Here is a 24519-nt window from a genome sequence, read left to right on the forward strand (position 1 = left end):
GGGTCCGGGGGACGTGAAGTCCCCCGGCCTTACGCCATACGGCTTTTCGGCTGACGCGACGGGCGGCGGGCCGGACGCTTGTTTGCACCCGCACCCATCGGCTTGCCCATGCCCGAACCACGACCGCCCTGCGGACGGGCCGAAGGGACCGGACCCACCGGAACCTCACCGCCGATCACCGGAATCGCGGCTTTCATGGCCTTCTCGATGACCCATCGGCTTGCCCATGCCCGAACCACGACCGCCCTGCGGACGGGCCGAAGGGACCGGACCCACCGGAACCTCACCGCCGATCACCGGAATCGCGGCTTTCATGGCCTTCTCGATGGCGCGCAGTTCGCCAACCTCGGCAGGCGCGCACAACGCCACGGCGCGGCCATCGCGGCCCGCGCGCGCGGTGCGCCCGATCCGGTGGACATAGTTTTCCGGCACGTTCGGCAGGTCATAGTTATAGACATGCGCGACCTCGGGAATATCCAGGCCCCGCGCGGCCACGTCGGTTGCGACCAGCACCCGCGTCTGCCCCTTGCGGAAGGCGTCAAGCGCGCGTTCCCGCTGGCCCTGGCTTTTGTTGCCATGGATCGCGGCCACGGCAAAGCCCCACTTCTCCAGTAGCTTGGCCAGCTTTTCGCACCCATGCTTGGTGCGGCCAAAGACCATGGCCAGTTCATCCGTGTGCTTGGACAGGTATTCCGCCAGCAGAGTCGCCTTGTCGCCCTGGCCCACGAAATGCACGCCCTGCTCGATCTGCTTGGCCGCCTGCCCCGGAGGGTTCACGGCGACCCGGACCGGATCCGTTAGATAGGTATCCGACAGTTCCGACATCAGCTTCGGCATGGTGGCCGAGAACATCAGCGTCTGGCGTTCCTTGGGCAGCATCCGGGCGATCTTGCGCAGGGTGTGGATAAAACCGATGTCCAGCATCTGGTCGGCCTCGTCCAGCACCAGATAGGTGGTGGCCTCGAGGCTGATCGCGCGGCGCTCGATCAGGTCCATCAGACGGCCCGGTGTGGCGATCAGCACATCGACGCCACGCGACAGACGCTCGGTCTGGGTGTTGATGGATGCGCCGCCGACGACGCGGAACGACCGGATCGGCGTGCCTTCGGCATAGGCGTCGATATTGGTGGCGATCTGGGTCGCCAGTTCGCGGGTCGGCGCAAGGATCAGCGCGCGGCAGGTCTTGGGATCGGGCTTCTTGCCGAAATTGATCAGCCGGGTCAGCATCGGCAGACCGAAAGCCGCCGTCTTGCCCGTGCCCGTCTGGGCCAGTCCCAGCACGTCGCGTCCCTGAACGATCGCGGGGATCGCCTGGTCCTGGATCGGCGTGGGCTTGGTCAGTCCGATGGCGGCGATATTGGCGTTGATGCGGTGGTCGATGCCCATGTCCGCAAAGGGACCGGTGGGCAGCGGTTCGCGCGCGGGCGCCCGACGGCCTTCGTTCGCGTCGAAATGGGGCGCGGTGCGGGGCTTCGGTTTGTGGCCGCGTGCTGGGCGGCGGGTATTGTTGTCCATCAAAGGCTTTCGTGCCCCGTCCCCCGTATCGGACGCAAGGCAATGGCCGCGACCAATGCGCGGCGTTCAGCAGGGATGCGGGCGCGATACGAGGATGCCCGCAAGCCTCCCCGCGTGAATGGGAAACTGGAATGAGGTGCCGGACCCTTGGGCGTAAAACGCGGCTGCTCACGCGGCAGCAGGCATCGGCTGGACCCCACATGGGGCGGTTTGACGTGAAAGTCAAGTCGTACCGGCAGGCCTGCCAATTTGTTAACGATGTTTAACAATGGCAGTGGCAAGGCTTCTCCGCCAATGGCAAGATGTGCAGACAAAGCCGCTTTGACTTTGTTCCAGCTTACGTTTTTCAGGAGTGTGGGTCATGGCGACCGTTAAGGCATATTACGGCATCGACAGCCAGATGCTCGATCTCAACTTCTATTCCCGCCATTTTTTTGAGGATTTCTTCTACGAGGACATCGACCTCCGGTATGAAGGCCGGACGTATCAAGACATCTATTCTATCAACGGATGGGACTTGCAGAACGACCTTATGATTTCGGTCCTGGGCAGGGGCTTCGGCTTCAATTCGTGGGGCACGGTTATCCAGGGAACCGTGACCGCAATAACGGAAGAAATCTATGACGGTGACATGATCTGGATCGCCCAGGATGTGTCCGTCTCCGCAGCAAAGCTCTATGATGCCGGGCTGACACCCGGAGATGCCGACGACCGGGCTGTGTTCGCCTCGATGATGGCAGGGAACGACACCGTCAACCTCAGCGCCTTTGACGACCGGTTCGAGGGATGGGCAGGCCATGACCGGATGTTCGGGCATGGCGGCAATGACACGCTGATCGGCGGTTCGGGCAATGACGTGCTGGACGGAGGGTCCGGCATCGACAGGCTTGTGGCTGGCGACGGGCAGGACCAGTTGCGGGGCGGGACGGGCAAGGACCGGCTGGAAGGCGGCGGCGGGGCAGACACGCTGGAAGGCGGCGCGGGCCAGGACCGGATGCTGGCCGGTCTGGACACCGCGCGGGATGTCTTCGTCTTCCGCAGCACCGGTGACAGCGTGCGCGGGTCGCAGCGCGACACGATCCTGCAGTTCCGGGCGGGCCAGGATGACATCGACCTGTCGGGCATCGACGCCCATGCTGGGCGGGGCGGAAACCAAGCCTTTGCCTTTGCCGGCACCAAGGCCGCCGCGCATTCGGTCTGGTATGTCAAGCAGACCGATGGAGTTCTGGTCTAGGGCGACACGAATGGCAACAAGACCGCCGATTTCGAGATTTGGGTGGACGATGCGACGCGACTGGGCGCCACCGATTTTCTGCTCTAGGCCCGGTCGGCCGTGTCCAGCCAGATCGTCACCGGCCCGTCATTGACCAGCCGCACCGTCATGTCGGCGCCAAAGCGGCCGGTTTCGACCGTAACCCCCTGCGCGGCAAGGCTGGCGGCGAAGCGTTCGTAAAGCCGCCGCCCGTCGTCCGGTGCGGCAGCGGATGAAAAGCCAGGGCGGTTGCCGGTGCGGGTGTCGGCCGCCAGGGTGAACTGGCTGACGACCAGGGCGCCGCCGCCCATGTCCAGCAGGGATCGGTTCATGCGGCCCCCGTCGTCGCGGAAGATGCGCAGCTTGGCCACGCGCAGGGCCAGCCGGTCGGCGCCGTCCTCGTCATCCCCTGCCATGGCGCAGACCAGCACCAGCAGGCCCGGACCGGTCTGCCCGACGACGGCGCCGTCCACCTCGACCGAGGCTTCTGTCACGCGTTGGACCAGGGCGCGCATCAGCCCAGCACGATCCCGGTGATGACCAGCAGCAGCCCGATCATCGACAGCGCCAGGGCGCCCATGTTGACCGCCAGCACGGGCCGCATCCGGTCGCGCAGCGCGGCGTCGTGCAGGCCCGCCCGGCGCGCGCGCGCCACTGCCAGGATGCACCAGATCAGCGCCGCAACCCCCGCCAGCGTCAGCACGGCGCCACCCCAGATCAACCCGTCAAAGACCGTCATCGGATCACTCCGCCAATATCCATCCCGCGCCCTAGCGGCGATTGCGCCTCCCGGCAAGACCGCCTAACAGATGCCGCCAAGAACGGGCAGGATCAAGCGGAAGGACACCCCATGATGGATGATCAGGCATACAGCGTCGCGGCCGATGAGCTGCGCCAGTTCATCGAACAATTCGAGCAGCTGGAGGCGGAAAAGAAGGACATCACCGAACGCCAGAAGGAAGTGATGGGAGAGGCGAAGGCCCGTGGCTATGACACCAAGGTGATGAAAAAGATCGTCGCCCTGCGCAAGCGCGACCGCGACGACATCGCCGAGGAAGAAGCGATCCTGGAAATGTACAAGCAGGCCCTCGGCATGGGCTAAAGGCCACGCACGGCCTTTATTCCTTTGACTTTTGCCCCCGGTCTGTCTAGAAGCGCCCTTTCGGCTTCGGATTTCCGGGGCGGCGGGCTTGGGAGATGTCTGTCGCAAGGATCGCGGTGCCTTCACGGGTGTCCGCACCCCCATTCTGGCGAAGACATGACAAACAACACAATAGCCGCGCCCTTGGCTGCGGCCCTGGCAGCCAAGGGCTATGCCAGCCTTACCTCGGTTCAGCAGGCGGTCCTGGAAAGCGCTGCCGATGGCCGCGACCTGCTGGTGTCGGCCCAGACCGGGTCGGGCAAGACCGTGGCATTCGGCCTGGCCATTGCGCCGCAACTGCTTGACGGCGACACGCTGCCCGACGCTTCTGCGCCGCTGGGCCTGGCCATCGCGCCGACCCGAGAGCTTGCCTTGCAGGTCGCCGCGGAACTGTCCTGGCTTTACGCCGATGCGGGCGCCCGCATTGCCACCTGCGTCGGCGGCATGGATTACCGGGGCGAACGCCGTGCCCTGGAACGAGGCGCCCATATCGTCGTGGGCACCCCCGGCCGCCTGCGCGACCACATCGAACGCGGGTCGCTGGACCTGACCGCCCTGCGCGTCGCCGTTCTTGACGAGGCGGACGAGATGCTGGATCTGGGTTTCCGCGAGGATCTGGAGTTCATCCTGCAATCCGCGCCCGAGGAACGGCGCACGCTGATGTTTTCGGCCACCGTGCCGCCTGCGATCGAACAACTGGCCCGCACATTCCAGGACGATGCTCTGCGCATCATGGCCCAGGGCGAATCGCGCCAGCACGTCGATATCGAATACCGCGCCTTCACCGTTGCCGCACGCGACCGCGAGCCCGCGATCTTCAACCTCCTGCGCCTGCACGAGGCGCAAACCGCGATCATCTTCTGCAAGACGCGGGCCAACGTGAACCACCTTCTGGCCCGCATGGCCAATCGCGGCTTCAAGGCCGTCGCGCTGTCCGGGGAACTGAGCCAGCAGGAACGCACCCATGCCTTGCAGGCGTTGCGCGACGGGCGGGCGCAGGTCTGCGTGGCGACTGACGTGGCCGCGCGGGGGATCGACCTGCCGGGGCTGGAACTGGTGATCCATGCCGACCTGCCCACCAATTCGGACACGATGCTGCATCGGTCGGGCCGGACCGGCCGTGCAGGAGCCAAGGGCGTGTCGGCCCTGATCGTGACGCCCGCCGACCTGCGCAAGGCGCAAATGCTGCTGAAGCGTGCACGCGTGGACGCCGAATGGGGACCGGCGCCGTCCGCCGACGAGGTTCGCGCGCAGGACGACACCCGGATGCTGGATCATCCCGCCCTGAAGGAAGGGGCGGAGGATGATGCCGCGATGGCCCAGATGCTGCTGGACCGCTTCGGTGCCCCCCGGCTGGCCCAGGCCTTTATCCATCTGTGGCGCGAAGGCCGTCCCGCGCCCGAGGAACTGACGGTGCTGCATCAAGGCAGCACCGCCCCTGCCGCTGCACGCGAACGCCCGCCGTTCGGCGAATCCGTCTGGTTCTCGCTGTCGGTCGGACATACGGGCCGGGCCGAGGCCCGCTGGCTTCTGCCCAAGATCTGTGATGGCGGCGGCATCACCCGCGACGCCATCGGCGCCATCCGCGTGCGCGGGGACGAAAGCTTCGTCCAGATCGCCGTGGCGCAGGCAGGCCAGTTCGGCAAGACGATGGAACTTGAGCCGGGCCTGACCATGCGCCGCCTGGATGGCGAACCCGATCTTGACCGCGCCCCCCGCGCGGCCGATCCGCGCCCCGCCCGCCGCAAGCCCGAGGGCGACTGGAAGAAGCCGTCCCAAGCCGAGGCGCCAGCCGATCCGGCAGCCAAGCCCCGCAAGGCCCGCTGGACCCCCGAGGATCGTGCTGCAAAGGGCGGCAAGCCACCGCGCGCGGCCGGATCCTTTGACAAGCCGGGCGGGTTCAGGGCGGGTGCATCCAAGCCCGGCGCAGCCAAGGATCGCGGCGCAAAATTCGCCGCCCCCAAGAAGGGCGGCAAGCCGCGCAAGGGCGACCACTGACGGCTGCGCGGCCTCCCCGGCTTGGGGGTGCCTTCGCGCAACCTGCGGTAGAAGTTAACGAATAATGTTGACCTTGGGTCAAACAAGTCTCACGCTGGACCTCGTATTCCCGTTTTGGTGGAGTGTGTGATGATTAAGCGTGTTTTCCCCCCCGGCAAGGACTCGGGAACGGTTCCTCGCAACCCGCAGCCTGCGCATGTTCTTCAGAAAAAGGATTTCGTGGACCGTGTGGTCGCCGCCAGCGGGGCAAAGAAGGCCGACGCCCGCCCCATCATCGAGGCGACGCTGGCCCAGCTTGGCAAGGCCCTGTCTGCGGGCGAGACGCTGGCCGTCCCGCCCCTGGGCCGCGCCCGCGTGAACCTAGAGCGTGACCAGCGGGGGGGCGAAATCATCACCCTGCGCCTGCGCCGCCGCCCGTCCAGCATCCGGCAATCCGTCCACCCTTCGGCCGAGTGAAATCGGCCGATTCGCCCTTGCGATCACCCTGTGCCCCTGCTAGATGCTGCGCCCACGGGTGATTAGCTCAGCGGTAGAGCGCTTCGTTCACATCGAAGATGTCAGCGGTTCAAATCCGTTATCACCCACCACCTTTTCCTTTTGCGCGTTCGTCAGATGATGAAAACCTTTGTCACGAACGCAGCGACCTTGTCCGTTGCACCGATGATGGACTGGACGGACCGGCATTGCCGCGTCTTTCACCGGATCATGTCCCGCCGGACCCTGCTTTATACGGAAATGGTCACGGCACCTGCCATCGTTTATGGCGACCGGCCCCGGCTGCTGGATTACGACGCCGCCGAACATCCGGTAGCCCTGCAACTGGGTGGTTCGGATCCGGCGGAACTGGCGCAGGCCGCGCGGATCGCAGGCGACTGGGGCTATGACGAGATCAACCTGAACGTCGGCTGCCCCAGCGACAGAGTGCAATCGGGCTGCTTCGGCGCGGTCCTGATGAAGACGCCTGACCTGGTCGCCGGTTGCGTGGCGCGGATGATGGACGCCAGCCCGGTCGAGGTCACGGTGAAATGCCGCATCGGCGTGGATGATCAGGTGCCCGATGATGTGCTGCCGGCCTTTCTGGACAGCATGCGCGGGGCGGGCGTGCGGCGCATTGCGATCCACGCGCGCAAGGCCTGGCTGCAGGGGCTGAGTCCCAAGGAAAACCGCGACATTCCGCCACTGGATTATTCCCTGGTCCACCGGATGAAGCAGGAATTCCCCGCCTTGCACCTGTCGGTCAACGGCGGGATCGGCAGCTTCAACGCAGTCCGCGATCACTTGCGGCTCATGGACGGGGTGATGGTGGGCCGCGCGGCCTATCACCAGCCTTGGGACATCCTGGGCGGGGCAGACCGTCTGTGGGGCGACACCCCTCCCTTCGACAGGCCGGAACAGGTCGCCCAGGCAATGCGCCCTTATATCGCCCGGCATCTGGCGGCAGGCGGGCGGCTGCATCAGGTCACGCGGCATATGCTGGGGCTGTTCCACGGGATGCCAGGGGCGCGGGGCTGGAAACGCACCTTGTCCGAAGGCGCCTCCAAGGGCGGGATCGAGGTTTATGACGCGGCCCTGCGCCAGGTCACGCAACTGGCAGCCTGATCTTCTTCACCAAAATATCCTGGGGTGAGGCCCCGGCACGGGGCCGAGGGGCAAAGCCCCTTACTCTGCCGCCTTTTCGGCCGCCTTGGCCTGATCCCACAGCCGGTCCATCTCGGCCAGGTCGCTGTCCTCGGGGCGGCGTCCCTGGGCAGCCAAGGCGGCCTCGATGGCCTCGAACCTCCGGGTAAATTTCGAATTCGCCCGACGCAGCGCCTGTTCCGGGTCGATCTTCAGATGCCGCGCCAGGTTCGCCATGACGAACAAAAGGTCGCCGAATTCTTCCTCGCGCGCGTCGGGGCCAAGGCTGTCGCGTGCTTCGACCAGTTCGGCGGTTTCCTCGGCGATCTTGTCCAGAACCTCGGCGGAGCCGGGCCAGTCGAAGCCCACGCGGGCGGCACGGTTCTGCAGCTTCACGGCACGGGTCAGCGCGGGCAGACCCATCGCCACGCCGTCAAGCGTGCCTGCTTCGGCCTTGCCCGCGCGTTCGATGGCCTTGATCGCTTCCCAATCCTTGACCTGCTGTTCGGCGGACTTGTCGCGGTTCTCGGTGCCGAAGACATGGGGGTGGCGGAAAACCAGCTTCTCGGAAATTGCTGCTGCGCAATCGGCGAAATCGAACATTCCGGCCTCGTCCGCCATCTGCGCGTGAAAGACCACCTGCAACAGCAGGTCGCCCAGTTCGCCCGGCAATTCGGCCCAGGCCTGCCGGTCTATGGCATCCGAGACCTCGTGCGCTTCCTCGATCGTGTAGGGCGCGATGGATGCGAAATCCTGTTCGACATCCCAGGGGCAGCCGGTCCGGGGGTCACGCAATTGCGCCATGATGTCGATCAGGCGGGCGATCTCGGCGCTGGCGTCGCGGCGCGTGTCTTCGGTCATTGCGATTTCCCCTCGCTTCTGTCCTGATGGGCCATTGCCACAGCCAAGGTCGTTAGTCCACATGCCCGTCGTGAACCGCATTGCCGAATTTTCCGGCGACATGATCCAGTGGCGGCGTCACCTGCACCAGCATCCCGAACTGGGCTTCGAATGCTATCAGACCGCCGCCTTCGTGGCCGAACGGTTGCGCGAGTTCGGGGTGGACGAAATCCACGACGGGATCGGCAAGTCCGGGCTTGTCGCCATCATCGAGGGGCAAGGTCCGGGGCCGACCATCGGCCTGCGCGCGGACATGGACGCCCTGCCGATGGACGAGGCAACCGGCCTTGACTACGCCTCGACCGTTCCGGGGCGGATGCACGCCTGCGGCCATGACGGGCATACGACCATGCTGCTGGGCGCCGCGCGATACCTGGCTGAAACCCGCAATTTTGCGGGACGCGTCGCGCTGATCTTCCAGCCGGCCGAGGAAAACGGCGGGGGCGGCCAAGCGATGGTCCAGGACAGGATGATGGACCGGTTTGCCATCACCAATGTCTTTGCGATGCACAACACCCCCGGCCTGCCCGTGGGCATAATGACCACCACGCCCGGACCGATCATGGCGGCGGTAGATACGTTCGAAATCCACGTCCAGGGCCGGGGCGGGCATGGCGCGATGCCGCATCTGACCGCCGACCCCGTCGTGGCCGCCGTGGCCGTGGTGAACGCGATCCAGACGATTTCCAGCCGCAACCATTACGCCCTGGACGACCTTGCCCTGTCGGTCACGCAAATCCACACGGGCAGCGCGGACAACATCGTTCCCGACGGCGCCTATGTCTGCGGCACGGTGCGGACCTTTGCGCCCCATGTGCGCGACATGGTGCGCCGCCGCATGGAGCAGATCTGCGACGGGCAGGGCGCGGCCTATGACGTGACGATCCGGCTGGATTACGTCGAAGGCTATCCGGCCACCGTCAACGACCCCGGCCAGACCGCCTTTGCCGTGGGGGTCGCCCAGGAAATCCTGGGACATGAGAATGTCCTGAGCGATGCCGGGCGGGAAATGGGGGCCGAGGATTTCAGCTATATGCTGAACGAACGGCCCGGCTGCTACCTGTTCATCGGACAGGGCGACACTGCGGGCGTCCATCACCCGGCTTATGATTTCAACGACGAAATCTCTCCGGTCGGGGCAAGCTTCCTTGCGCGCCTTGTCGAGCGCGCGCAGCCCTTGTCGCGCTGACGTTCACGATCCTGTTCGTCGCGGGCCACGCGCCCGGCCTTCCTTGCCAAGCCCGGGCCGCGGCGATAGGTTGCGCGCCAATCCGGGCGGGTTCGACCGCCATGACAGCCGAAAGGATAGCCATGCTCGTATCCCCCGCCTATGCCCAGGCCGCCGCAGGCGGTGCAAGCCCCACCGCAGCCTTTGCGCAGTTCATCCCGCTGATCCTGATCTTTGCGATCATGTATTTCCTGATGATCCGCCCGCAGCAAAAGCGCGTCAAGCAGCACCGCGAAATGGTCGCGGCTGTGAAAAAGGGCGATCAGGTCGTTACTTCGGGCGGCATCATCGGCAAGGTCGCATCCGTCCGCGACGAGGAGCTGGAGGTCGAGATCGCGACCGGCGTCCGCGTTCGCGTGGTGCGCAGCACGGTATCCCAGGTCTTGAACAAGACCGAACCCGTCGCCGCGAACGCCTGACGCTTTTCCTATTACCATTCAAGGGCTTCGGCAAAGATGCTTCAGATCGACCGTTGGAAACGCATCCTGATCGTCGGGCTTTGCGTCCTGGGCATCGGCTTTGCCGTGCCAAACCTGTTCTATCAACGGGTCGAATCCCATAACGACGCCCTGGCCGAGATCGAGCGCAACGGCGTCGAGACGCCCGAGCTTGCCGCCGCCCGCGATGCCTGGCCCGGCTGGCTGCCCAGTTCCGTCGTGGCGCTTGGCCTGGATCTGCGCGGCGGCGCCCATCTTCTGGGAGAGGTGCGCGTGGCCGAGGTTCACAAGGCGCGCATGGACGCGCTGTGGCCCGAACTGCGCCGCGCCCTGGCTGACGAACGCGCGACCCTGGGCGCGATCCGCCGCCTGCCGTCCCCCGAAGGCACCCTGAAGATCGAGGTCGAGAACGCCGACGGGATCGCCCGCGCCACCGAAATCGTGCGCGGCTTTTCCACGCCCGTCACGACCCTGACCGGCGCGGGCCAGCAAAGCCTGGCGATCCAGCAGCAGGGCAACACGTTTACCATCCAGTTGTCGGACGCCGAAAAGGCCGTGACCGACGACCGCACCGTCCAGCAAAGCGTGGAAATCATCCGACGCCGCGTGGACGAGGTCGGCACACGCGAACCGACCATTGTCCGTCAGGGCGCAGACCGCATCCTGATCCAGGTGCCGGGCATCGGCTCGGCCGAGGAACTCAAGGCGCTGATCGGCACCACGGCCAAGCTGACCTTCAATTCGGTCGTCGCTACCGGCACTGATCCGCAGGCGCGGCCGGGCGTGGGCCAGGTCATCCTGCCTGCCGCCGATCAGGAAGGCATCTATTACACGCTGGAAGAAAGCCCCGTCGTTACCGGCGAGGAATTGACCAATGCGATGCCGGGAACGGATCCGAACGGCCAGCCCGCCGTTGATTTCACCTTCAACCCGACCGGCGCGCGCAAGTTCGGCGCCTATACGTCGGCCAATATCGGCCAGCCCTTTGCAATCGTTCTGGACAACCAAGTGATCTCGGCCCCGGTGATCCGGTCGGCCATTCCGGGCGGAACCGGCCAAATCTCGGGTTCCATGGATTTCGAGGGCGCGAACCAGTTGGCCGTGCTGCTGCGTGCGGGCGCGTTGCCTGCGCAACTGGATTTCCTGGAAGAACGCACCATCGGCCCGGAACTGGGCCAGGACAGCATCGACGCGGGCCGCCTGTCGTCGGTCATCGCCACGGCGGCGGTGGTCGCCTATATGATCGCCAGCTATGGGCTGTTCGGGGCCTTTGCCTCGGTGTCGGTGGTCCTGAACGTGGTCCTGATCCTGTCGATTATGTCGATCATGGGCGCCACGCTGACCTTGCCGGGCATCGCCGGGATCGTACTGACGGTGGGCACGGCGGTGGATGCCAACGTCATCATCTATGAACGCATCCGCGAGGAATTGCGCGCGGGCAAACGCGTGGCCAAGGCCATCAGCGACGGCTTCGACGAGGCGATGAGCGCGATCATCGACGCGAACGTCACGTCCTTCATCGCGGCGGCGGTGATGTTCTTCCTGGGTTCTGGCCCGGTCAAGGGCTTTGCCGTGACGCTGACCATCGGGCTTGTCACCTCGGTCTTCACCGCCATCTTCCTGACGCGGCTGATGATCATCTGGTGGCTGGAATGGCGCAAGCCCAAAGAACTGATCCTGTAAGGGGACCGATATGGCATTCCGTCTGAAACTTGTCCCCGACAATACCAACATCAACTTCTTCCGCTGGCAATTTCTGACCTTCGGCGCGTCGATGGCAGCTATGGTGGCATCGGTCATCCTGATCTTCACGATGGGGCTGAACTTCGGCATCGACTTCAAGGGCGGCACCACCATCCGCACCGAAAGCCCCACCGCCTTCGAGGTTGGCGATTACCGCGAAGCCCTTGACGACTTGGGCTTCAGCGACCTTGCCATCACCGAGGTGTTCGATCCCAGCTTCGGCAGCGATCGCCATGTCGCCATGATCCGCATCGGCACCACGGACGAGACCGGCTCTGTCAGCCCCGAGCAGTTGAACCAGATCGAGGCTGCGCTGCACGAGGTCGATCCGCAGATTACCTTTGCATCCGTCGAATCTGTCGGTCCGAAGGTGTCGGGCGAATTGATAAAGACGGCCTTCTATGCGGTGGGGGCCGCCTGCCTGGGCATCATGGCCTATATCTGGCTGCGCTTCGAATGGCAGTTTTCGGTCGGGGCCGTCGTGTCGCTGATCCATGACGTCCTGCTGACGGTCGGGCTGTTCTCGCTGTTTCAGTTGAAGTTCGACCTGACGACCATTGCCGCGCTTCTGACGACCTTGGGCTTTTCCTGCAACGACACGGTCGTGGTCTTTGACCGGCTGCGGGAAAACCTGATGAAGTACAAGACGCGGCCCTTGATCGACCTGATGAACCAGACGACCAACGAAACGCTGTCGCGCACTATCATGACCGCCGTGACCACCGGTATCGCCCTGACCGCGATGCTGATCTTTGGCGGCGACGTGATCCGCGACTTCGTGATCGCCATGCTGTTCGGGGTGATCGTCGGCTGTTATTCCACGATCTATGTCGCCAAGAACATCGTGCTGTGGCTTGGCGTCAAGCGCGACTGGTCTAAGAAGGATCCGAAGCTGGCGGCGTCCCCGTTCGAAAACGCGGAACGTCCCTGATGAAGCTGACGCCCACCGATTTTGGCGGGGCGATGGCTGTGGACAGCTATGGCCCAGGCTTTTTCCGGGTTGGCAGGACGGTGTATCACGGCCCCGTGCTGGTCACGGCCACAAGCGCCGGGGCCTGGGGCGGACTGGATGACCGCGCCGCGCTGATGGCCCTGGCGGGGCAGGTGGACGTCTTGTTCCTGGGCATGGGGGCGGATGTCGCCCATGCCCCCGCCGATCTGATCGCCACCCTGCGCGAGGCGGGGATTGCCGTCGAACCCATGGCCTCTCCCACTGCCGCGCGCTCCTATAACGTCACCCTGTCCGAGGGGCGGCGCGTCGCCTGCGCCTTGCTGCCCCTGTGACATTGCTGTCCGTCCATGACCTTGCCGTCTCGCGCGGGGGATTGCGGACGGTGGAAGGGGTGTCCTTTACCCTGGCTACGGGGCAGGCGCTGATCCTGCGCGGGCCGAATGGCATCGGCAAGACGACGCTGCTGCGCACGGTCGCGGGCCTGCAGCCCACAGTGACGGGCCGGATCGAGATGCCCGATGACGCTGTCGCCTATGCCGCCCATGCCGACGGCCTGAAAGGCGCGCTGACCGTGACCGAGAACTTGGTCTTTTGGGCGCAGGTCTTTGGCGGCGGCGATGTGATCGGCGCAATGGATGCCATGGACCTTGCCGCCCTGGCCGACCGTCCTGCCGCGGCCCTGTCGGCAGGGCAGAAGCGGCGTCTGGGCCTTGCGCGCCTGCTGGTTTCACGCCGTCCGCTGTGGGTGCTGGACGAACCGACCGTGTCGCTGGATGCGGCATCCGTCGCGCGCTTTGCCGATGTGGTGCGCACCCATCTGGATCAGGGCGGGGCGGCGCTGATCGCCACCCATATCGATCTGGGATTGGAAGCGCAGGTGCTGGACCTGACACCGTACCGCGCGAAAGCTGACAGCGCCGCCCGTCCCGCGGGCTTCAACGAGGCTTTCGCATGATTGCCCTGTTGCGGCGCGACCTGTCGCTTGCGGTGCGCGCGGGGGGCGGGTTCGGACTTGGCGTCGCCTTCTTCCTGATCCTGTGCGCGCTTGTCCCCTTTGGCGTCGGCCCGGACACCAGCGCGCTGCAACCCATCGCGCCGGGCATCCTGTGGTTGGGCGCGCTGCTGGCCTGCCTTTTGTCGCTGGACCGCGTCTTCGCGCTGGATTACGAGGATGGCAGCCTGGACCTGCTGGCGACATCCCCCCTGCCGCTGGAAGGGGCGGTGGCGGTCAAGGCGCTTGCGCACTGGATCACCACCGGGCTGCCGTTGATCCTGGCCGCGCCGCTGTTCGGCATCCTGCTGCACCTGCCCCCTGCCGCCATCCCGCCGCTGCTGGCGTCGCTGGCTCTGGGCACGCCCGCGCTGTCGATGCTGGGCGCTTTCGGGGCGGCCGTCACGGTGGGATTGCGGCGCGGGGGGCTGCTTTTGTCGTTGCTGGTGCTGCCGCTTTATATCCCGACACTGATCTTCGGGACCGAGATGATCCGGCGCGGGCAAGAGGGCGGCGACATGGGACCGCCGCTGCTGTTTCTGGCGGGCATCACGGCGGGCGTGCTGGCCGTGATACCTTTTGCCGCAGCCGCCGCGCTGCGGGTCAATCTGCGGTGAACCGGCTTGAGCCGGAACGGCGCGGGCGCTAGGGGATTAGTCATGTCGATCTGGGAATACGCCAACCCTGTCAAGTTCATGCGCACCTCGGGCGCGATCCTGCCATGGGTCGTCGCAGGGGCCGCGGTCTGCACCGTCACGGGGCTGATCTGGGGCTTCCTCACGCCCGAAGATTTCCGCCAGGGATCGACAGTCAAGATCGTCTTCCTGCACGTCCCCGCCGCGATGATGGCGATCAACATCTGGGTCATGATGCTGGTGGCGTCGCTGATCTGGCTGATCCGCCGCCATCATGTCAGCGCGCTTGCCGCCAAGGCCGCAGCCCCCATCGGTGCGGTGATGACGCTGATCGGGCTGATCACCGGGGCGGTCTGGGGCCAGCCGATGTGGGGCACCTGGTGGGAATGGGATCCGCGGCTGACCAGTTTCCTGATCCTGCTCTTGTTCTATATCGGCTATATCGCGCTGTGGTCCGCCATCGACGATCCCGACAGCGCCGCCGACCTGACCGCCGTCCTGTGCCTGGTCGGGTCGGTCTTTGCCCTGTTGTCGCGCTATGCCGTGTTTTTCTGGAACCAGGGCCTGCACCAGGGCGCCAGCCTGTCCGTCCAGCCGGGCGAAAGGATGAGCGCGGTTTACCGATACCCGCTGTATCTGACGATGCTGGGCTTTGGCCTGCTGTTCCTGTCGCTGCTGCTGATCCGCACCCGCACCGAAATCCGCAAGCGGCGACTGGCCGCGCTGCAAGCAAGGGAAATGCGCGCATGATCGAGTTGGGTAAATATGCGGGCGCGGTCATGGGTGCCTATGGCTTGTCGCTGGGCCTGCTGGGCGGGCTGATCTGGCATACGCTGGCCGCCAATGCCCGCGCGCGGCGCGCTTTGGAAAGGCAGGAAAACCGTGGCTAGGATTTCACCGCTTGTCGCCGTTCCGCCCTTGGCTTTCGCCGCTTTGGCCGGAATGTTCCTGTGGGGCATGGGGCGTGACGATCCGAACACGCTGCCCTCGGCCATGGTGGGGCGTCAGGCGCCCGCCGTTCCCCTGACGACGCTGCCTGGAAAGACCCAACTGACAGACGAGATGCTGCGCCAGCCGGGGGTAAAGCTGGTGAACTTCTGGGCCAGCTGGTGCCCGCCTTGCCGCGCCGAACATCCGACGCTGACCGATCTGGCCCAGCGGATGCCGGTCTATGGCGTCGATCTGCGCGACAACGATGCCAATGCGCTGGCCTTCCTGGATCAGGATGGCGATCCCTATGCCGCCATCTCCACCGATCCCAAGGGGCGGGCCGCCATCGACTGGGGCGTCACCGCCCCGCCGGAAACCTTTATTGTCGACGGGGACGGGACGATCCTTTACCGCTTTGCCGGTCCCCTGGTCCGAGAGGATTACACCGGACGCTTCCTGCCGGAACTTGAAAAAGCCTTGGCAGCCGAGGATTAGGCCCACCCCAGAAAGGGGGAGGGCACAAAGCGCCCTTACGGCCCGTCGTTCAGATAAGGGGTCGAAGCCGAGGCTGCCGTTTTTGCCGACTTCCGGGTTTTCTTCGGTGTCTTGCCCGCCATGGCGTCTGCCGCATCCGGCTGGCTTTGGTTTTTCCGGGTACTCTTGCCTGCTTGCCCGCTGCCGCTTTCCTGCCCGCCGCCCGGCTGAACGCCGCTGGATTGATCGCCTCCACCAGTCTGGTCGCCTTCGCCCGTCTGGCTGTTCAATTCCTGTTCGGCCTGGGACCAATGATCAGCATCCCGGCCTTCGGGGCGACCCTCGCGTTCCCAGATTTCATGGGCGCGTTGCTTGATCCGGTCCTGATGGTCGTGGTCCATGTCGTCCTCCTTGATTTTGGTTATGCCTGCGTCTGTGGGGCGCGCATAAAGGCCATGACTGTCTGCCAGGACACCGCCACCGTGCCGCTGACCAGTGTATCCTGTGCCACCCCTTCGGTCGAGGTGTCGATGCGCAGGGTCCATTCCCCCTCGGGCAAGGCGAATTCCGCATCCTCGCCCGCGTTGACCAGGATCAGCAGGTCCGGCCCGTCGGGAAGGGCCTGGTGCAGGGCAAGGCAGCGCAGTTCGCCGTCCTGCCAGTCGCCGTCCTCCATCGCGCCGCCGCGCGGATGCAGCCATGTGATGGCCGGCTGACGGGCCTGGGCGTCATCGGGTGCCGCGCCAAAGCGGGATTGCGACAACGGCACCTCGCGCCGGAATGCGGCCAGGGCCTGCACGGCAGTCATGATATCCTGGTTAGCCTTGGGCCATTCCAGCCAGCTGATCGCGTTGTCCTGGCAATAGGCGTTGTTGTTGCCGTCCTGGGTATTGCCAAAATCGTCGCCCGCCAGGATCATCGGCACCCCTTGGCTGAGCATCACTGTCGCCAGCATCGCCCGCACCCGCCGGATGCGTGCGGCGATTATGCCCGGTTCGTCCGTCGCGCCCTCGGCCCCCAGATTGTCGGACAGGTTGTGGTCGTGGCCGTCGCGGTTGTCCTCTCCATTCGCATCATTGTGCTTGTCGTTGAAGCTGACCGTGTCCCACAGGGTAAAGCCGTCATGGGCCGCGACGAAATTCACGCTGGATGTCGCGGGGCGGTGGCTGTGGTTGAACTGCACTGGCGATCCCGCCAGCCGTTCAGAAAAGGCAGGCAACAGCCCCGGATCGCGGCGCCAGAAGGCGCGGGTGTCGTCGCGGAACTTGTCGTTCCATTCGCGGAATGGCCAGCGGTATCCGCCGACCTGGTATCCGCCTTCGCCGATGTCCCAGGGTTCGGCGATCAGCTTGGCACTGGACAGGATCGGATCCTGGCGGATGGCGTTGAAGAACGACCCGTCGCGTTCGAACCCTTGCAACTCACGCCCCAGGGTCGATGCCAGGTCAAAGCGGAAGCCGTCGACGTGCATCGCCTCGACCCAGTAACGCAATGAATCCATGATCATGCGCAGGACCATCGGATGCGCGACGTTCAGGGTGTTGCCCGTGCCGGTGGTGTCGAAGCTGTGGCGGGGGTTGTCGGGCGACAGCAGGTAATAGGACGCGTTGTCGATGCCCCGGAACGACATCGTCTGGCCCAGTTCGTTGCCTTCGGCGGTGTGGTTGAAGACCACGTCCAGGATCACCTCGATCCCCGCCTTGTGCAGCCTGCGGATCGCCTCCTTCACTTCGCGGATCTGGCCGGATTTCAGATAGGGGGCATGGGGCGCGAAGAACGACAGGGTGGAATAGCCCCAGTAATTCGACAAACCCTTTTCACCCAGGAAGCGGTCATTGGCAAAGGCGTGGATCGGCAGCAATTCGATCGCGGTGACGCCGATCTTGTGCAGGTGCTCGATCACCGCCTCGCTGCCCAAGCCGCGAAAGGTGCCGCGATCGGTTTCGGGAACATCGGGGTGCAGTTGCGTCAGACCCTTCACATGGGCTTCATAGATGAAACTGTTCTGCCAGGGTGTGCGGATGGCGCGGTCGGTATCCCAGTCGAACTTGGCATCCACCACGACCGCCTTGGGCATGAAGGGCGCGCTGTCGCGGGTGTCGAAGCTCAGGTCATCCTCGCCCACCTGATAGCCGTGCAGCGCATCGTCCCATTCGATCTGCCCGCGCAATTCGCGGGCATAAGGGTCCAGAAGCAACTTGTTCGGGTTGAAGCGGTGGCCTTGTTCCGGCTCGTACGGACCATGGACGCGATAGCCGTACACCTGGCCCGGCCCTATGCCGGGAAGATAGCCGAACCAGATCCCGCCTTCCATGTCGGGCAATTCCAGGCGGTGCAGTTCCTGTTTGCCGCTGTCGTCGAACAGGCACAGTTCGACCTTGGTGGCATGGTCCGAAAACAGGGCGAAATTCGTCCCTTCGCCCAGGAACTCGGCGCCCAGGATGTCGGGACGTGTGACGGATAGGTCAAAGGCGGGTGTGTCTTTCAAATCGCGCATCGCGTTCCCCCGATCATGCGACATCTTGGGGCCGCAGCGCATAGCGCGCCCCGGCGGGCAGGGTCATCGGCACGCGCATCGCGTCCCGCCGGTCCAGCATCGCCTGGGTGATCAGAAGGGTGTCCTTGTCCCGGCGGAACCAGAGGGAATCCTCGTCTGGATCCTCGCCCGCGACCAGACCGGAAGGCACCTGGGTGCCAGGGGCCACAAGGCAACCCGTCAACCGAGCCGAGCCGGGGACAAGCGCGCCCGGCATCGCCACGCTGCCCCGTCCCAGATACCATTCGGACAAGGTGGACATACGCGGCAACCGGGCAGGCTGCTGGCCCACGAAATCCAGATGGGACAGGCGCAAGGCATCCAGCGTGCCGACATCGCGCCAATAAATATGGCCCGACGGGCCCGCAGGCAGGCGATAGGCCGCGGCAATCCCCTGGGCCACCGCCACGGGAATGACATCGTGCCCGAAATCCATGGGCTTGATATCGCCCTTGAACAGGGCATCCCTCAGCCAGTCGGTCTTGAACACATAGACGCCCATGGACACCATGGCACGATCCGGCTCGCCGGGGATGGCGGGGGGGTGGGCGGGCTTTTCCAGGAAGGACAGGATGCGGCCGCCGTCATCGGCCTGCATCACGCCAAAACCGCCGGCCTGATCCAGAGCGACGACGTCCACGGCGACCGTTACCGCCGCGCCTGATGCACGATGCGCCGCGATCAGCGGGCCGTAGTCCATATCATAAACGTGGTCGGCTGCCAGAACCAGAACCTGTTCCGAACCCCAGTCCGCGATCTGCGGCCAGTTGTGGCGCACCGCGTCGGCAGTTCCAAGATAGCGGTTGCCCCCGTCGCACAGCACCATGCCGCCTTGCGGAAAGTGGCCCTCCCACCGGGCGGGCAGATGGTCGTGCAGGGTGGCGGGCGCGTATTGGCTGGCGACCAGCATCCTGTCCAACCCCGACCGGACGATGTTCGCCATGGCGAAATCCACGATTCGGTTGCGGCCTGCGAAATGCACGGCAGGCTTGCTTTCGGCGGCGGTCAGTTCGTGCAGGCGGCTGCCTTGGCCGCCCGCCAGCAGGACGGTCGCAACCCCTTGATCCGAGGGGGTAATGATGGACGAACGGGAATGCGTTGCTGACACCGGACAAACCTTTGTTTTGGAAAACAAGCGCCCGAGGGGCGGCTTGCTTTCCAAACTGAAACAACGCGTGATTGTTCCGGCCGTTATCAAATGTTAGCAGGATTTTCGCTGCTTGGCACGGTGACGCTGACGCTTGTGCCATCGGCGAAGGCGCGGGCCAGGAACCGGTCGCCCGGCAAGGCGGCGTTGCCCGAAAACTCGGCAATCAGATGCCGGTCGCCCATGCTGCGGATCAGGCGCAGCCGGTCCCCGTCGATCTGCACCCGCGCATCCGCATCGCGAAGGAAATCCCCTTGTGTCCTGCGCAACGCCAGAAGCTGCCGGGTCCAATGCAGCTTGGCGTCCGTGTCAGCCCCCTGGTCCTGCAGGGCGTCCCAATCCACCGCCAGGCGATTGTCGGGGTCGGTCAGGGCCAGCAAGCCTGCTTCGTCCCCCCGATAGATGTCGGGAAATCCCGGCATCAGCATCTGGAAGGCCAGTTGGGCAAAAGCCAGGGCCGTTCCCCGGTCCAGCAAGGCTTGCAGGGCAGGACCGGGGCGGCTGGTCCATTGGTCCAGAAGGTCGCGTGCAAAAGCCTGTGCGGCAGCCTCGGCGGTTTCGTCGGGGTTGGTCCAGAAACTGGTCAGCTTGGCTTCGCGCATCGCCTTTTCGATATGGCCGTTCAACCTGTCCGCGGCCGGTCCCGCCCGTCCATCCCAGATCGCTAGGGCCGATTGCAAGACATACCACCGCCAGCGGGGTTCGACCCGGCTGGCCGAGGGCAGGCTGTCCGCCGCATCGTACAGCGTCCGGAACGCCTGGGGCAGGTGGCTGATCGCGACCAGCCGCATCCGGGAATCGCCCGACCGTTTCGTGTCATGCGTGGACACCAGCGTCATGTCCGCCGGACGCCGCGCGGACAGGAAGGCCGTGGCCTCCTCGACAGTGGCCGTCGGCTCGTCGGGTTCAGCCCCGACTTCGTTCGCGGGCAGATAGCGGGTCCAGCGAAAGCCCGCCGTGTCTTCCTGCGCCTTGGCAAGCAGGGCGCCGGACACTTGCTGGAACCGGCGCACAAAGGCACGCGCGGCATCGGACTGGGGATCCAGCATGACCTCGGCAAGCAGATCCACGACCGTCCGGCTGCGCAGCCCTTGGGCCGCATCCTCGGCCACGGCACGCAGCAGGTCGCGATCATCGGGACGGGCCGTATCCGTGACATAGCTGCGATAGCGCGGCATGGCCATGAGAAGGGCGGTCACTGCCTCTCGCAGGGATTCCGGGCCGGGTTCCGCCAGGGGGGATCCTTGCGCTGCCAGGGCGGCCATGTCGCCGAGTTGCCGCCGCTCGGCCGCCAGTTCATTGTCCAGCACGTCCAGCTTGGCTTGGCGCAGTTCGTCGCGAAAGCCGGTTTCGATGCCGGTGGCCTGACGCCAGGCGCGGTCCAGTTCCTCGATCCCCGCAGGGTCGGTGAACAGCCGGGCGATCAGGCGCGCGGCCTCGTATCCGGTGGTGCCGACGGTCTGCCATTCAGGGGGCAGCGTCTCGTGCCCCACAAGGATCTTTTCCACCCAGACGGGCGTGTCGGGCAGTTCGTCATGCAGCCAGTCCAGATAGGTGGCAGGGTCGGCCAGCCCGTCGATGTGATCCACGCGCAGCCCCTGGACCAGGCCGTTGCGGACCAGATCGAAGATGAGGCTGTGGGTGTCGTCAAAGACCGCGCGATCCTCGACCCGCATCCCGATCAGGCTGGTGACGTTGAAGAACCGCCGATGGGTGATGCCGTCGCGTTCCAGTTCGAAATGAACCAGCCGCCAGTGCTGGGTATCGTGCAGGGCGCGCAAATCGCCGGTGACCGGGCTATCTTCGGCCAAGGGCAGGGACACGTCTCCGAAATGCCACATCCCGTCCGCCGCATGAAAGGCGCCGTCGTCCAGCATCTTTTCGAAGGGTTCCGGCAGGAAGGGCAGGACCAGCGGCCCTGCGTCCCAATCGATGTCGAAATGGCGGGCATAGCGGCTGGCGGGACCGTGCTTCAGCACATCCAGCAGCCAAGGGTTCTCCAGCGTAAAGGCCGTGTGGTTAGGCACGATGTCCAAGATGATCCCCAGGCCCTTTTCGCGTGCGGCACGGGCCAGGGCATCGAACCCCTCGCGCCCGCCCAGGACGGGATCGATGCGCGTCGGGTCGATGATGTCATAGCCGTGGGTCGACCCCGATCCCCCCAGGAAGATCGGCGACAGATACAGGTGCGATATCCCCAGGTCGGCCAGATAGGGCAAAAGCTGCGTCACGCGGGCAAAATCCACGCCGTCGCGCATCTGGATCCGATAGGTTGCCGTAGGGATATGGGTCATGTGAACCTTGTGGTGATGGAAAGGGCAAAGGGATCGGTGCCGATCCGGCCCAGGGAAAACGCGGCCTCGTCCAAAGGTGGCAGGCCCGGTTCAGCCTGACCCAGGCTCAGCCGCAGATCCAGTGTTCCCTTTTGGAACTGCCAGGTCGCGGCCAGCGATGCCGCACCATGCCGCACGACCTGCGCGGGCCTGCTGCGGCCGCTTGTCAGCAAAGGCACCACATGGTCGCGGCGGAACGAAAGGGCACGGCGCGTCACGTCCAGCCAGTGGCGCGCCGTGGCGGTGTCGTCCCAATCCAGGCGCGACCGGGCGAATGTGTCGGGCGCCAACGGATCGGGCACCCTGGATCCCAGGCTGGCGATGCCTGCAAATTCGGCGGCCCGGCCCTCGCGCACGGCGCGGGCGAGATCGCCAGTAAAGTCGGCGAAGAACAGGAAAGGGGTGGTGGCGCCCCGTTCCTCGCCCATGAAGATCATGGGGATATAGGGCGCTGTCAACAGCAGGACAAAGGCCACCTGCACGCCCTGCGGATCGGCCAGCGACAGCAGCCGTTCGCCCATGGCGCGGTTGCCCACCTGATCATGGGTCTGGGTTGAATTGACAAAGCCCGTGGGCGGCAGATGCCCGCAAGGCTCTCCTCGTGGTTCGTCGCGGCCGGGGCGGGGCTGGCCTTCCTCGATATGGCCGCGTGCCAGGGCCAGGCACAGGTCGCCCACGGGATCGTGCGAGAAGCTGGCGTAATAGCTGTCGGATTCGCCGGTAAGCTGGCAATGGACCGCATGATGGAAATCGTCATTCCAGCTTGCGTCATAGCCGTTTTCGCGCAGCGAAGCCTCGTTTCTCTCATCCTCGACGATCAGGTGGATGGGACGGGCGGGATCCACGGCGCGGGCACGCCGGGCGAACTCTGCCATGAAATCGGTTGCGCCCGGCCCGGCGATCTGGTGGACCGCGTCCAGCCGCAGCCCGTCCAGCCGGTATTCGCCCAGCCAGTATTCCGCGCCTTGGATCCAGTATTCCCGGACCGCGTGTTGCGAAAAGTCGATGGCGGCGCCCCAGGGGGTATGGCGGCCTTCGTCGAAAAAGGGCGGGGCGGCGTGGTGCAGATAGGCGCCTTCCGGGCCGAAATGGTTCATCACAAGATCCAGGATCACCATCAGCCCCAGCGAATGCGCGTGATCCACAAAGCGGCGCAGATCGTCCGGGCTGCCATAGGCCGGATGCAGCGCATAGGGCAGCACCCCGTCATAGCCCCAGCCGCGTTCCCCCTGACACTGGCCGATGGGCATCAGTTCGACCGCCGTGATCCCCAGGTCGGCCAATTCCGCCAGCTTGCCGGTCGCCGCAGGCAGCGTCCCCTCGGGCGTGAATGTGCCAAGGTGCAGCTCATAGATCACGGCCTCGGCCCAGGGGCGGCCTGCCCAGGGGGCTTGCCGGGCATCGTCGGATGGTTTCACCACGACCGATGGCGCATGGACATCGCCCGACTGCAACCGGCTGGCAGGATCGGGAATGTCCTTGCCGTCCACGCGCAGCAGATAGGTGTCGCCCGCCCGCGCGTCGACCGTGGTCGACCAGAACCCGTCCGCCAGCCGTGTCATCGGACAAGGCTTGCCATTCAGGATCAGCGCGACCTGATCCGCCAGCGGCGCCCAGGTGCCCACCGTCCATCCCGCATCCGTCCAGTATCCCCCCCACATCTGTGCCATCACATCATCGGCTTGCCGCCGGTCACGGCAATCGTGGCGCCTGATACAAAGCTGGACATCGGCTCTGCCAGCATCACATAGGCCGAGGCGAGTTCCACCGGCTGGGCAGGGCGCTTCATCGGATAGTTCTCGCCGAATTTCGACACTTTCTCCGGCTCCATGCTGGCGGGGATCAGGGGCGTCCAGACGGGACCGGGGGCCACGACATTGGCGCGGATGCCGCGTTCGGCCAGCAGTTGCGCCAGACCCATGGTAAAGTTCTGGATCGCGCCCTTGGTCGTGGCATAGGCCAGCAGGTTCGGGCTGGGATCGTCGGAATTGATCGAGGCCGTGTTGATGATCGAACTGCCGGGTTGCATATGCGGGACGGCGGCCTTGGTCAGATAGAACATCGCGTCGATGTTGGTGGCAAAGGTATAACGCCATTCCTCGTCCGGGATGTCCTCGATCTTGTCGAAGGTGCGCTGGTGGGCGGCGTTGTTCACCAGGATGTCGATCCGCCCGAATCTTGCGACCGTGTCGGCGACGATCTTGCGGCAATGCGCGGCGTCCGAGATGTCGCCGGGTAGGGCCAGGCATTCGCGCCCTGCATCGCGGACCAGTTGCGCGGTGGATTGCGCATCGTCGGTTTCGTCCAGATAGGACATCGCCACATCCGCGCCCTCGCGGGCAAAGGCGATCGCCACCGCCCGGCCGATGCCGCTGTCGCCGCCGGTGATCAGGGCCTTCATCCCTTCCAGCCTGCCCGCGCCGCGCCAGCTTTCCTCGCCATGGTCGGGCTTGGGGTCCATCTTCTGAAAGGTGCCGGGCAATTCCTGCTGCTGTTTGGGGAAGGGCGGCTTGGGATAATCGCGCATCGTGCGGCCTTTCTGATCTGAAGGATGCCGCCCGGTCCGGGCGGCCTGCCCCCTTTGAACCATCGGGGGACCATCGGGTTTCCACCTTGCTGTTTATCAGTCGAAATAACCCTCCGCCCGTTCGGGGAACAACTGCCGCCGCGAGGTCGTTGATTCCCGAACA

General features: G+C 65.2%; 26 protein-coding genes and 1 tRNA gene. 16 read left to right on the forward strand and 11 right to left on the reverse strand.

Annotated features, from left to right (window positions below; translation table 11 throughout):
• Positions 1 to 29 precede the first annotated feature (29 nt).
• The gene (locus Q5701_RS08065; protein WP_306754754.1) at positions 30 to 197 is read right to left on the reverse strand and encodes a hypothetical protein; all 168 of its coding nucleotides are present in this window, start codon (positions 195 to 197) and stop codon (positions 30 to 32) included.
• Positions 166 to 1515, reverse strand: a complete 1350-nt coding sequence (locus tag Q5701_RS08070; RefSeq protein WP_373568629.1) for a DEAD/DEAH box helicase — start codon at positions 1513 to 1515, stop codon at positions 166 to 168. The genes Q5701_RS08065 and Q5701_RS08070 overlap by 32 nt, the downstream gene beginning before the upstream one ends.
• A gap of 361 nt (positions 1516 to 1876) precedes the next feature.
• On the opposite strand from Q5701_RS08070, the gene Q5701_RS08075 reads away from it, so the two are divergent.
• Positions 1877 to 2749 carry a calcium-binding protein gene (locus Q5701_RS08075; RefSeq protein ID WP_306754755.1) on the forward strand — a complete coding sequence of 291 codons (873 nt, stop codon included), beginning with the start codon at positions 1877 to 1879 and terminating at the stop codon, positions 2747 to 2749.
• 83 nt (positions 2750 to 2832) lie between these two features.
• On the opposite strand, the gene dtd is transcribed toward Q5701_RS08075, so the two are convergent.
• Together dtd and Q5701_RS08085 are read right to left on the reverse strand one after the other, a co-directional pair.
• Complete coding sequence (dtd, locus tag Q5701_RS08080; RefSeq protein ID WP_306754756.1) at positions 2833 to 3282, reverse strand: D-aminoacyl-tRNA deacylase; 450 nt, start codon at positions 3280 to 3282, stop codon at positions 2833 to 2835.
• The gene (locus Q5701_RS08085; RefSeq protein ID WP_306754757.1) at positions 3282 to 3506 is read right to left on the reverse strand and encodes a hypothetical protein; all 225 of its coding nucleotides are present in this window, start codon (positions 3504 to 3506) and stop codon (positions 3282 to 3284) included. The genes dtd and Q5701_RS08085 overlap by 1 nt, the downstream gene beginning before the upstream one ends.
• A 111-nt stretch (positions 3507 to 3617) precedes the next feature.
• Here Q5701_RS08085 and Q5701_RS08090 point away from each other — a divergent pair, with 111 nt between their 5' ends.
• The 5 genes from Q5701_RS08090 to dusA all read left to right on the forward strand — a co-directional run bounded on the left by Q5701_RS08090 (position 3618) and on the right by dusA (position 7505).
• Positions 3618 to 3869: a DUF2312 domain-containing protein gene (locus Q5701_RS08090; protein ID WP_234855326.1), complete on the forward strand. Its 252-nt coding sequence runs from the start codon at positions 3618 to 3620 to the stop codon at positions 3867 to 3869.
• 156 nt (positions 3870 to 4025) lie between these two features.
• The gene (locus Q5701_RS08095) at positions 4026 to 5906 is read left to right on the forward strand and encodes a DEAD/DEAH box helicase (protein WP_306754758.1); all 1881 of its coding nucleotides are present in this window, start codon (positions 4026 to 4028) and stop codon (positions 5904 to 5906) included.
• A 129-nt stretch (positions 5907 to 6035) separates the two neighbouring features.
• Entirely contained in the window at positions 6036 to 6362 is a 327-nt protein-coding gene (locus tag Q5701_RS08100; protein WP_306754759.1) for an HU family DNA-binding protein, read from the forward strand.
• A 56-nt stretch (positions 6363 to 6418) separates the two neighbouring features.
• Positions 6419 to 6493 (forward strand) — tRNA-Val (locus Q5701_RS08105).
• Positions 6494 to 6518: 25 nt separating this feature from the next.
• Positions 6519 to 7505 (forward strand): tRNA dihydrouridine(20/20a) synthase DusA, encoded by a 987-nt coding sequence (dusA, locus tag Q5701_RS08110; RefSeq protein WP_306754760.1) that lies wholly within the window; start codon positions 6519 to 6521, stop codon positions 7503 to 7505.
• 60 nt (positions 7506 to 7565) lie between these two features.
• On the opposite strand, the gene mazG is transcribed toward dusA, so the two are convergent.
• The gene (gene mazG / locus Q5701_RS08115; RefSeq protein WP_306754761.1) at positions 7566 to 8384 is read right to left on the reverse strand and encodes a nucleoside triphosphate pyrophosphohydrolase; all 819 of its coding nucleotides are present in this window, start codon (positions 8382 to 8384) and stop codon (positions 7566 to 7568) included.
• Between the two features lie 61 nt (positions 8385 to 8445).
• On the opposite strand from mazG, the gene Q5701_RS08120 reads away from it, so the two are divergent.
• The 10 genes from Q5701_RS08120 (at position 8446) to Q5701_RS08165 (ending at position 15834) form a co-directional block, all read left to right on the forward strand.
• Entirely contained in the window at positions 8446 to 9612 is a 1167-nt protein-coding gene (locus tag Q5701_RS08120) for a M20 aminoacylase family protein (protein WP_306754762.1), read from the forward strand.
• Positions 9613 to 9734: 122 nt separating this feature from the next.
• A complete protein-coding gene (gene yajC / locus Q5701_RS08125) occupies positions 9735 to 10070 on the forward strand; it encodes a preprotein translocase subunit YajC (protein WP_234855332.1) in 336 nt (111 codons plus the stop codon).
• A gap of 36 nt (positions 10071 to 10106) precedes the next feature.
• Positions 10107 to 11771 carry a protein translocase subunit SecD gene (gene secD / locus Q5701_RS08130; RefSeq protein ID WP_306754763.1) on the forward strand — a complete coding sequence of 555 codons (1665 nt, stop codon included), beginning with the start codon at positions 10107 to 10109 and terminating at the stop codon, positions 11769 to 11771.
• Between the two features lie 10 nt (positions 11772 to 11781).
• Positions 11782 to 12762: a protein translocase subunit SecF gene (gene secF / locus Q5701_RS08135; protein ID WP_306754764.1), complete on the forward strand. Its 981-nt coding sequence runs from the start codon at positions 11782 to 11784 to the stop codon at positions 12760 to 12762.
• The gene (locus Q5701_RS08140; RefSeq protein WP_306754765.1) at positions 12762 to 13115 is read left to right on the forward strand and encodes an Mth938-like domain-containing protein; all 354 of its coding nucleotides are present in this window, start codon (positions 12762 to 12764) and stop codon (positions 13113 to 13115) included. The genes secF and Q5701_RS08140 overlap by 1 nt, the downstream gene beginning before the upstream one ends.
• The gene (ccmA, locus tag Q5701_RS08145) at positions 13112 to 13738 is read left to right on the forward strand and encodes a heme ABC exporter ATP-binding protein CcmA (protein ID WP_306754766.1); all 627 of its coding nucleotides are present in this window, start codon (positions 13112 to 13114) and stop codon (positions 13736 to 13738) included. The genes Q5701_RS08140 and ccmA overlap by 4 nt, the downstream gene beginning before the upstream one ends.
• On the forward strand, positions 13735 to 14391 hold the full coding sequence (ccmB, locus tag Q5701_RS08150) for a heme exporter protein CcmB (protein WP_306754767.1): 657 nt from the start codon (positions 13735 to 13737) through the stop codon (positions 14389 to 14391). The genes ccmA and ccmB overlap by 4 nt, the downstream gene beginning before the upstream one ends.
• A 42-nt stretch (positions 14392 to 14433) precedes the next feature.
• Positions 14434 to 15159: a heme ABC transporter permease gene (locus tag Q5701_RS08155; RefSeq protein WP_306754768.1), complete on the forward strand. Its 726-nt coding sequence runs from the start codon at positions 14434 to 14436 to the stop codon at positions 15157 to 15159.
• Entirely contained in the window at positions 15156 to 15299 is a 144-nt protein-coding gene (gene ccmD, locus Q5701_RS08160; RefSeq protein ID WP_234855339.1) for a heme exporter protein CcmD, read from the forward strand. The genes Q5701_RS08155 and ccmD overlap by 4 nt, the downstream gene beginning before the upstream one ends.
• Positions 15292 to 15834 carry a DsbE family thiol:disulfide interchange protein gene (locus Q5701_RS08165; protein ID WP_306754769.1) on the forward strand — a complete coding sequence of 181 codons (543 nt, stop codon included), beginning with the start codon at positions 15292 to 15294 and terminating at the stop codon, positions 15832 to 15834. Before ccmD ends, Q5701_RS08165 begins: the two co-directional genes overlap by 8 nt.
• Before the next feature lie 35 nt (positions 15835 to 15869).
• On the opposite strand, the gene Q5701_RS08170 is transcribed toward Q5701_RS08165, so the two are convergent.
• From Q5701_RS08170 to Q5701_RS08195, 6 genes are all read right to left on the reverse strand, one after another.
• A complete protein-coding gene (locus Q5701_RS08170) occupies positions 15870 to 16214 on the reverse strand; it encodes a DUF2934 domain-containing protein (RefSeq protein WP_306754770.1) in 345 nt (114 codons plus the stop codon).
• A gap of 20 nt (positions 16215 to 16234) precedes the next feature.
• Positions 16235 to 18310, reverse strand: a complete 2076-nt coding sequence (gene glgX, locus Q5701_RS08175; protein WP_306754771.1) for a glycogen debranching protein GlgX — start codon at positions 18308 to 18310, stop codon at positions 16235 to 16237.
• Positions 18311 to 18323: 13 nt separating this feature from the next.
• Positions 18324 to 19457 carry a sugar phosphate nucleotidyltransferase gene (locus Q5701_RS08180; protein ID WP_306754772.1) on the reverse strand — a complete coding sequence of 378 codons (1134 nt, stop codon included), beginning with the start codon at positions 19455 to 19457 and terminating at the stop codon, positions 18324 to 18326.
• A gap of 86 nt (positions 19458 to 19543) precedes the next feature.
• A complete protein-coding gene (treY, locus tag Q5701_RS08185; protein WP_306754773.1) occupies positions 19544 to 21790 on the reverse strand; it encodes a malto-oligosyltrehalose synthase in 2247 nt (748 codons plus the stop codon).
• Positions 21787 to 23499: a malto-oligosyltrehalose trehalohydrolase gene (gene treZ, locus Q5701_RS08190; RefSeq protein ID WP_306754774.1), complete on the reverse strand. Its 1713-nt coding sequence runs from the start codon at positions 23497 to 23499 to the stop codon at positions 21787 to 21789. The genes treY and treZ overlap by 4 nt, the downstream gene beginning before the upstream one ends.
• The gene (locus Q5701_RS08195; RefSeq protein ID WP_306754776.1) at positions 23499 to 24356 is read right to left on the reverse strand and encodes an SDR family oxidoreductase; all 858 of its coding nucleotides are present in this window, start codon (positions 24354 to 24356) and stop codon (positions 23499 to 23501) included. Before Q5701_RS08195 ends, treZ begins: the two co-directional genes overlap by 1 nt.
• Between the last annotated feature and the right edge of the window lie 163 nt (positions 24357 to 24519).

Origin of the sequence: Paracoccus actinidiae (assembly GCF_030863885.1) — a bacterium.
GTDB classification, from domain to species: domain Bacteria; phylum Pseudomonadota; class Alphaproteobacteria; order Rhodobacterales; family Rhodobacteraceae; genus Paracoccus; species Paracoccus everestensis.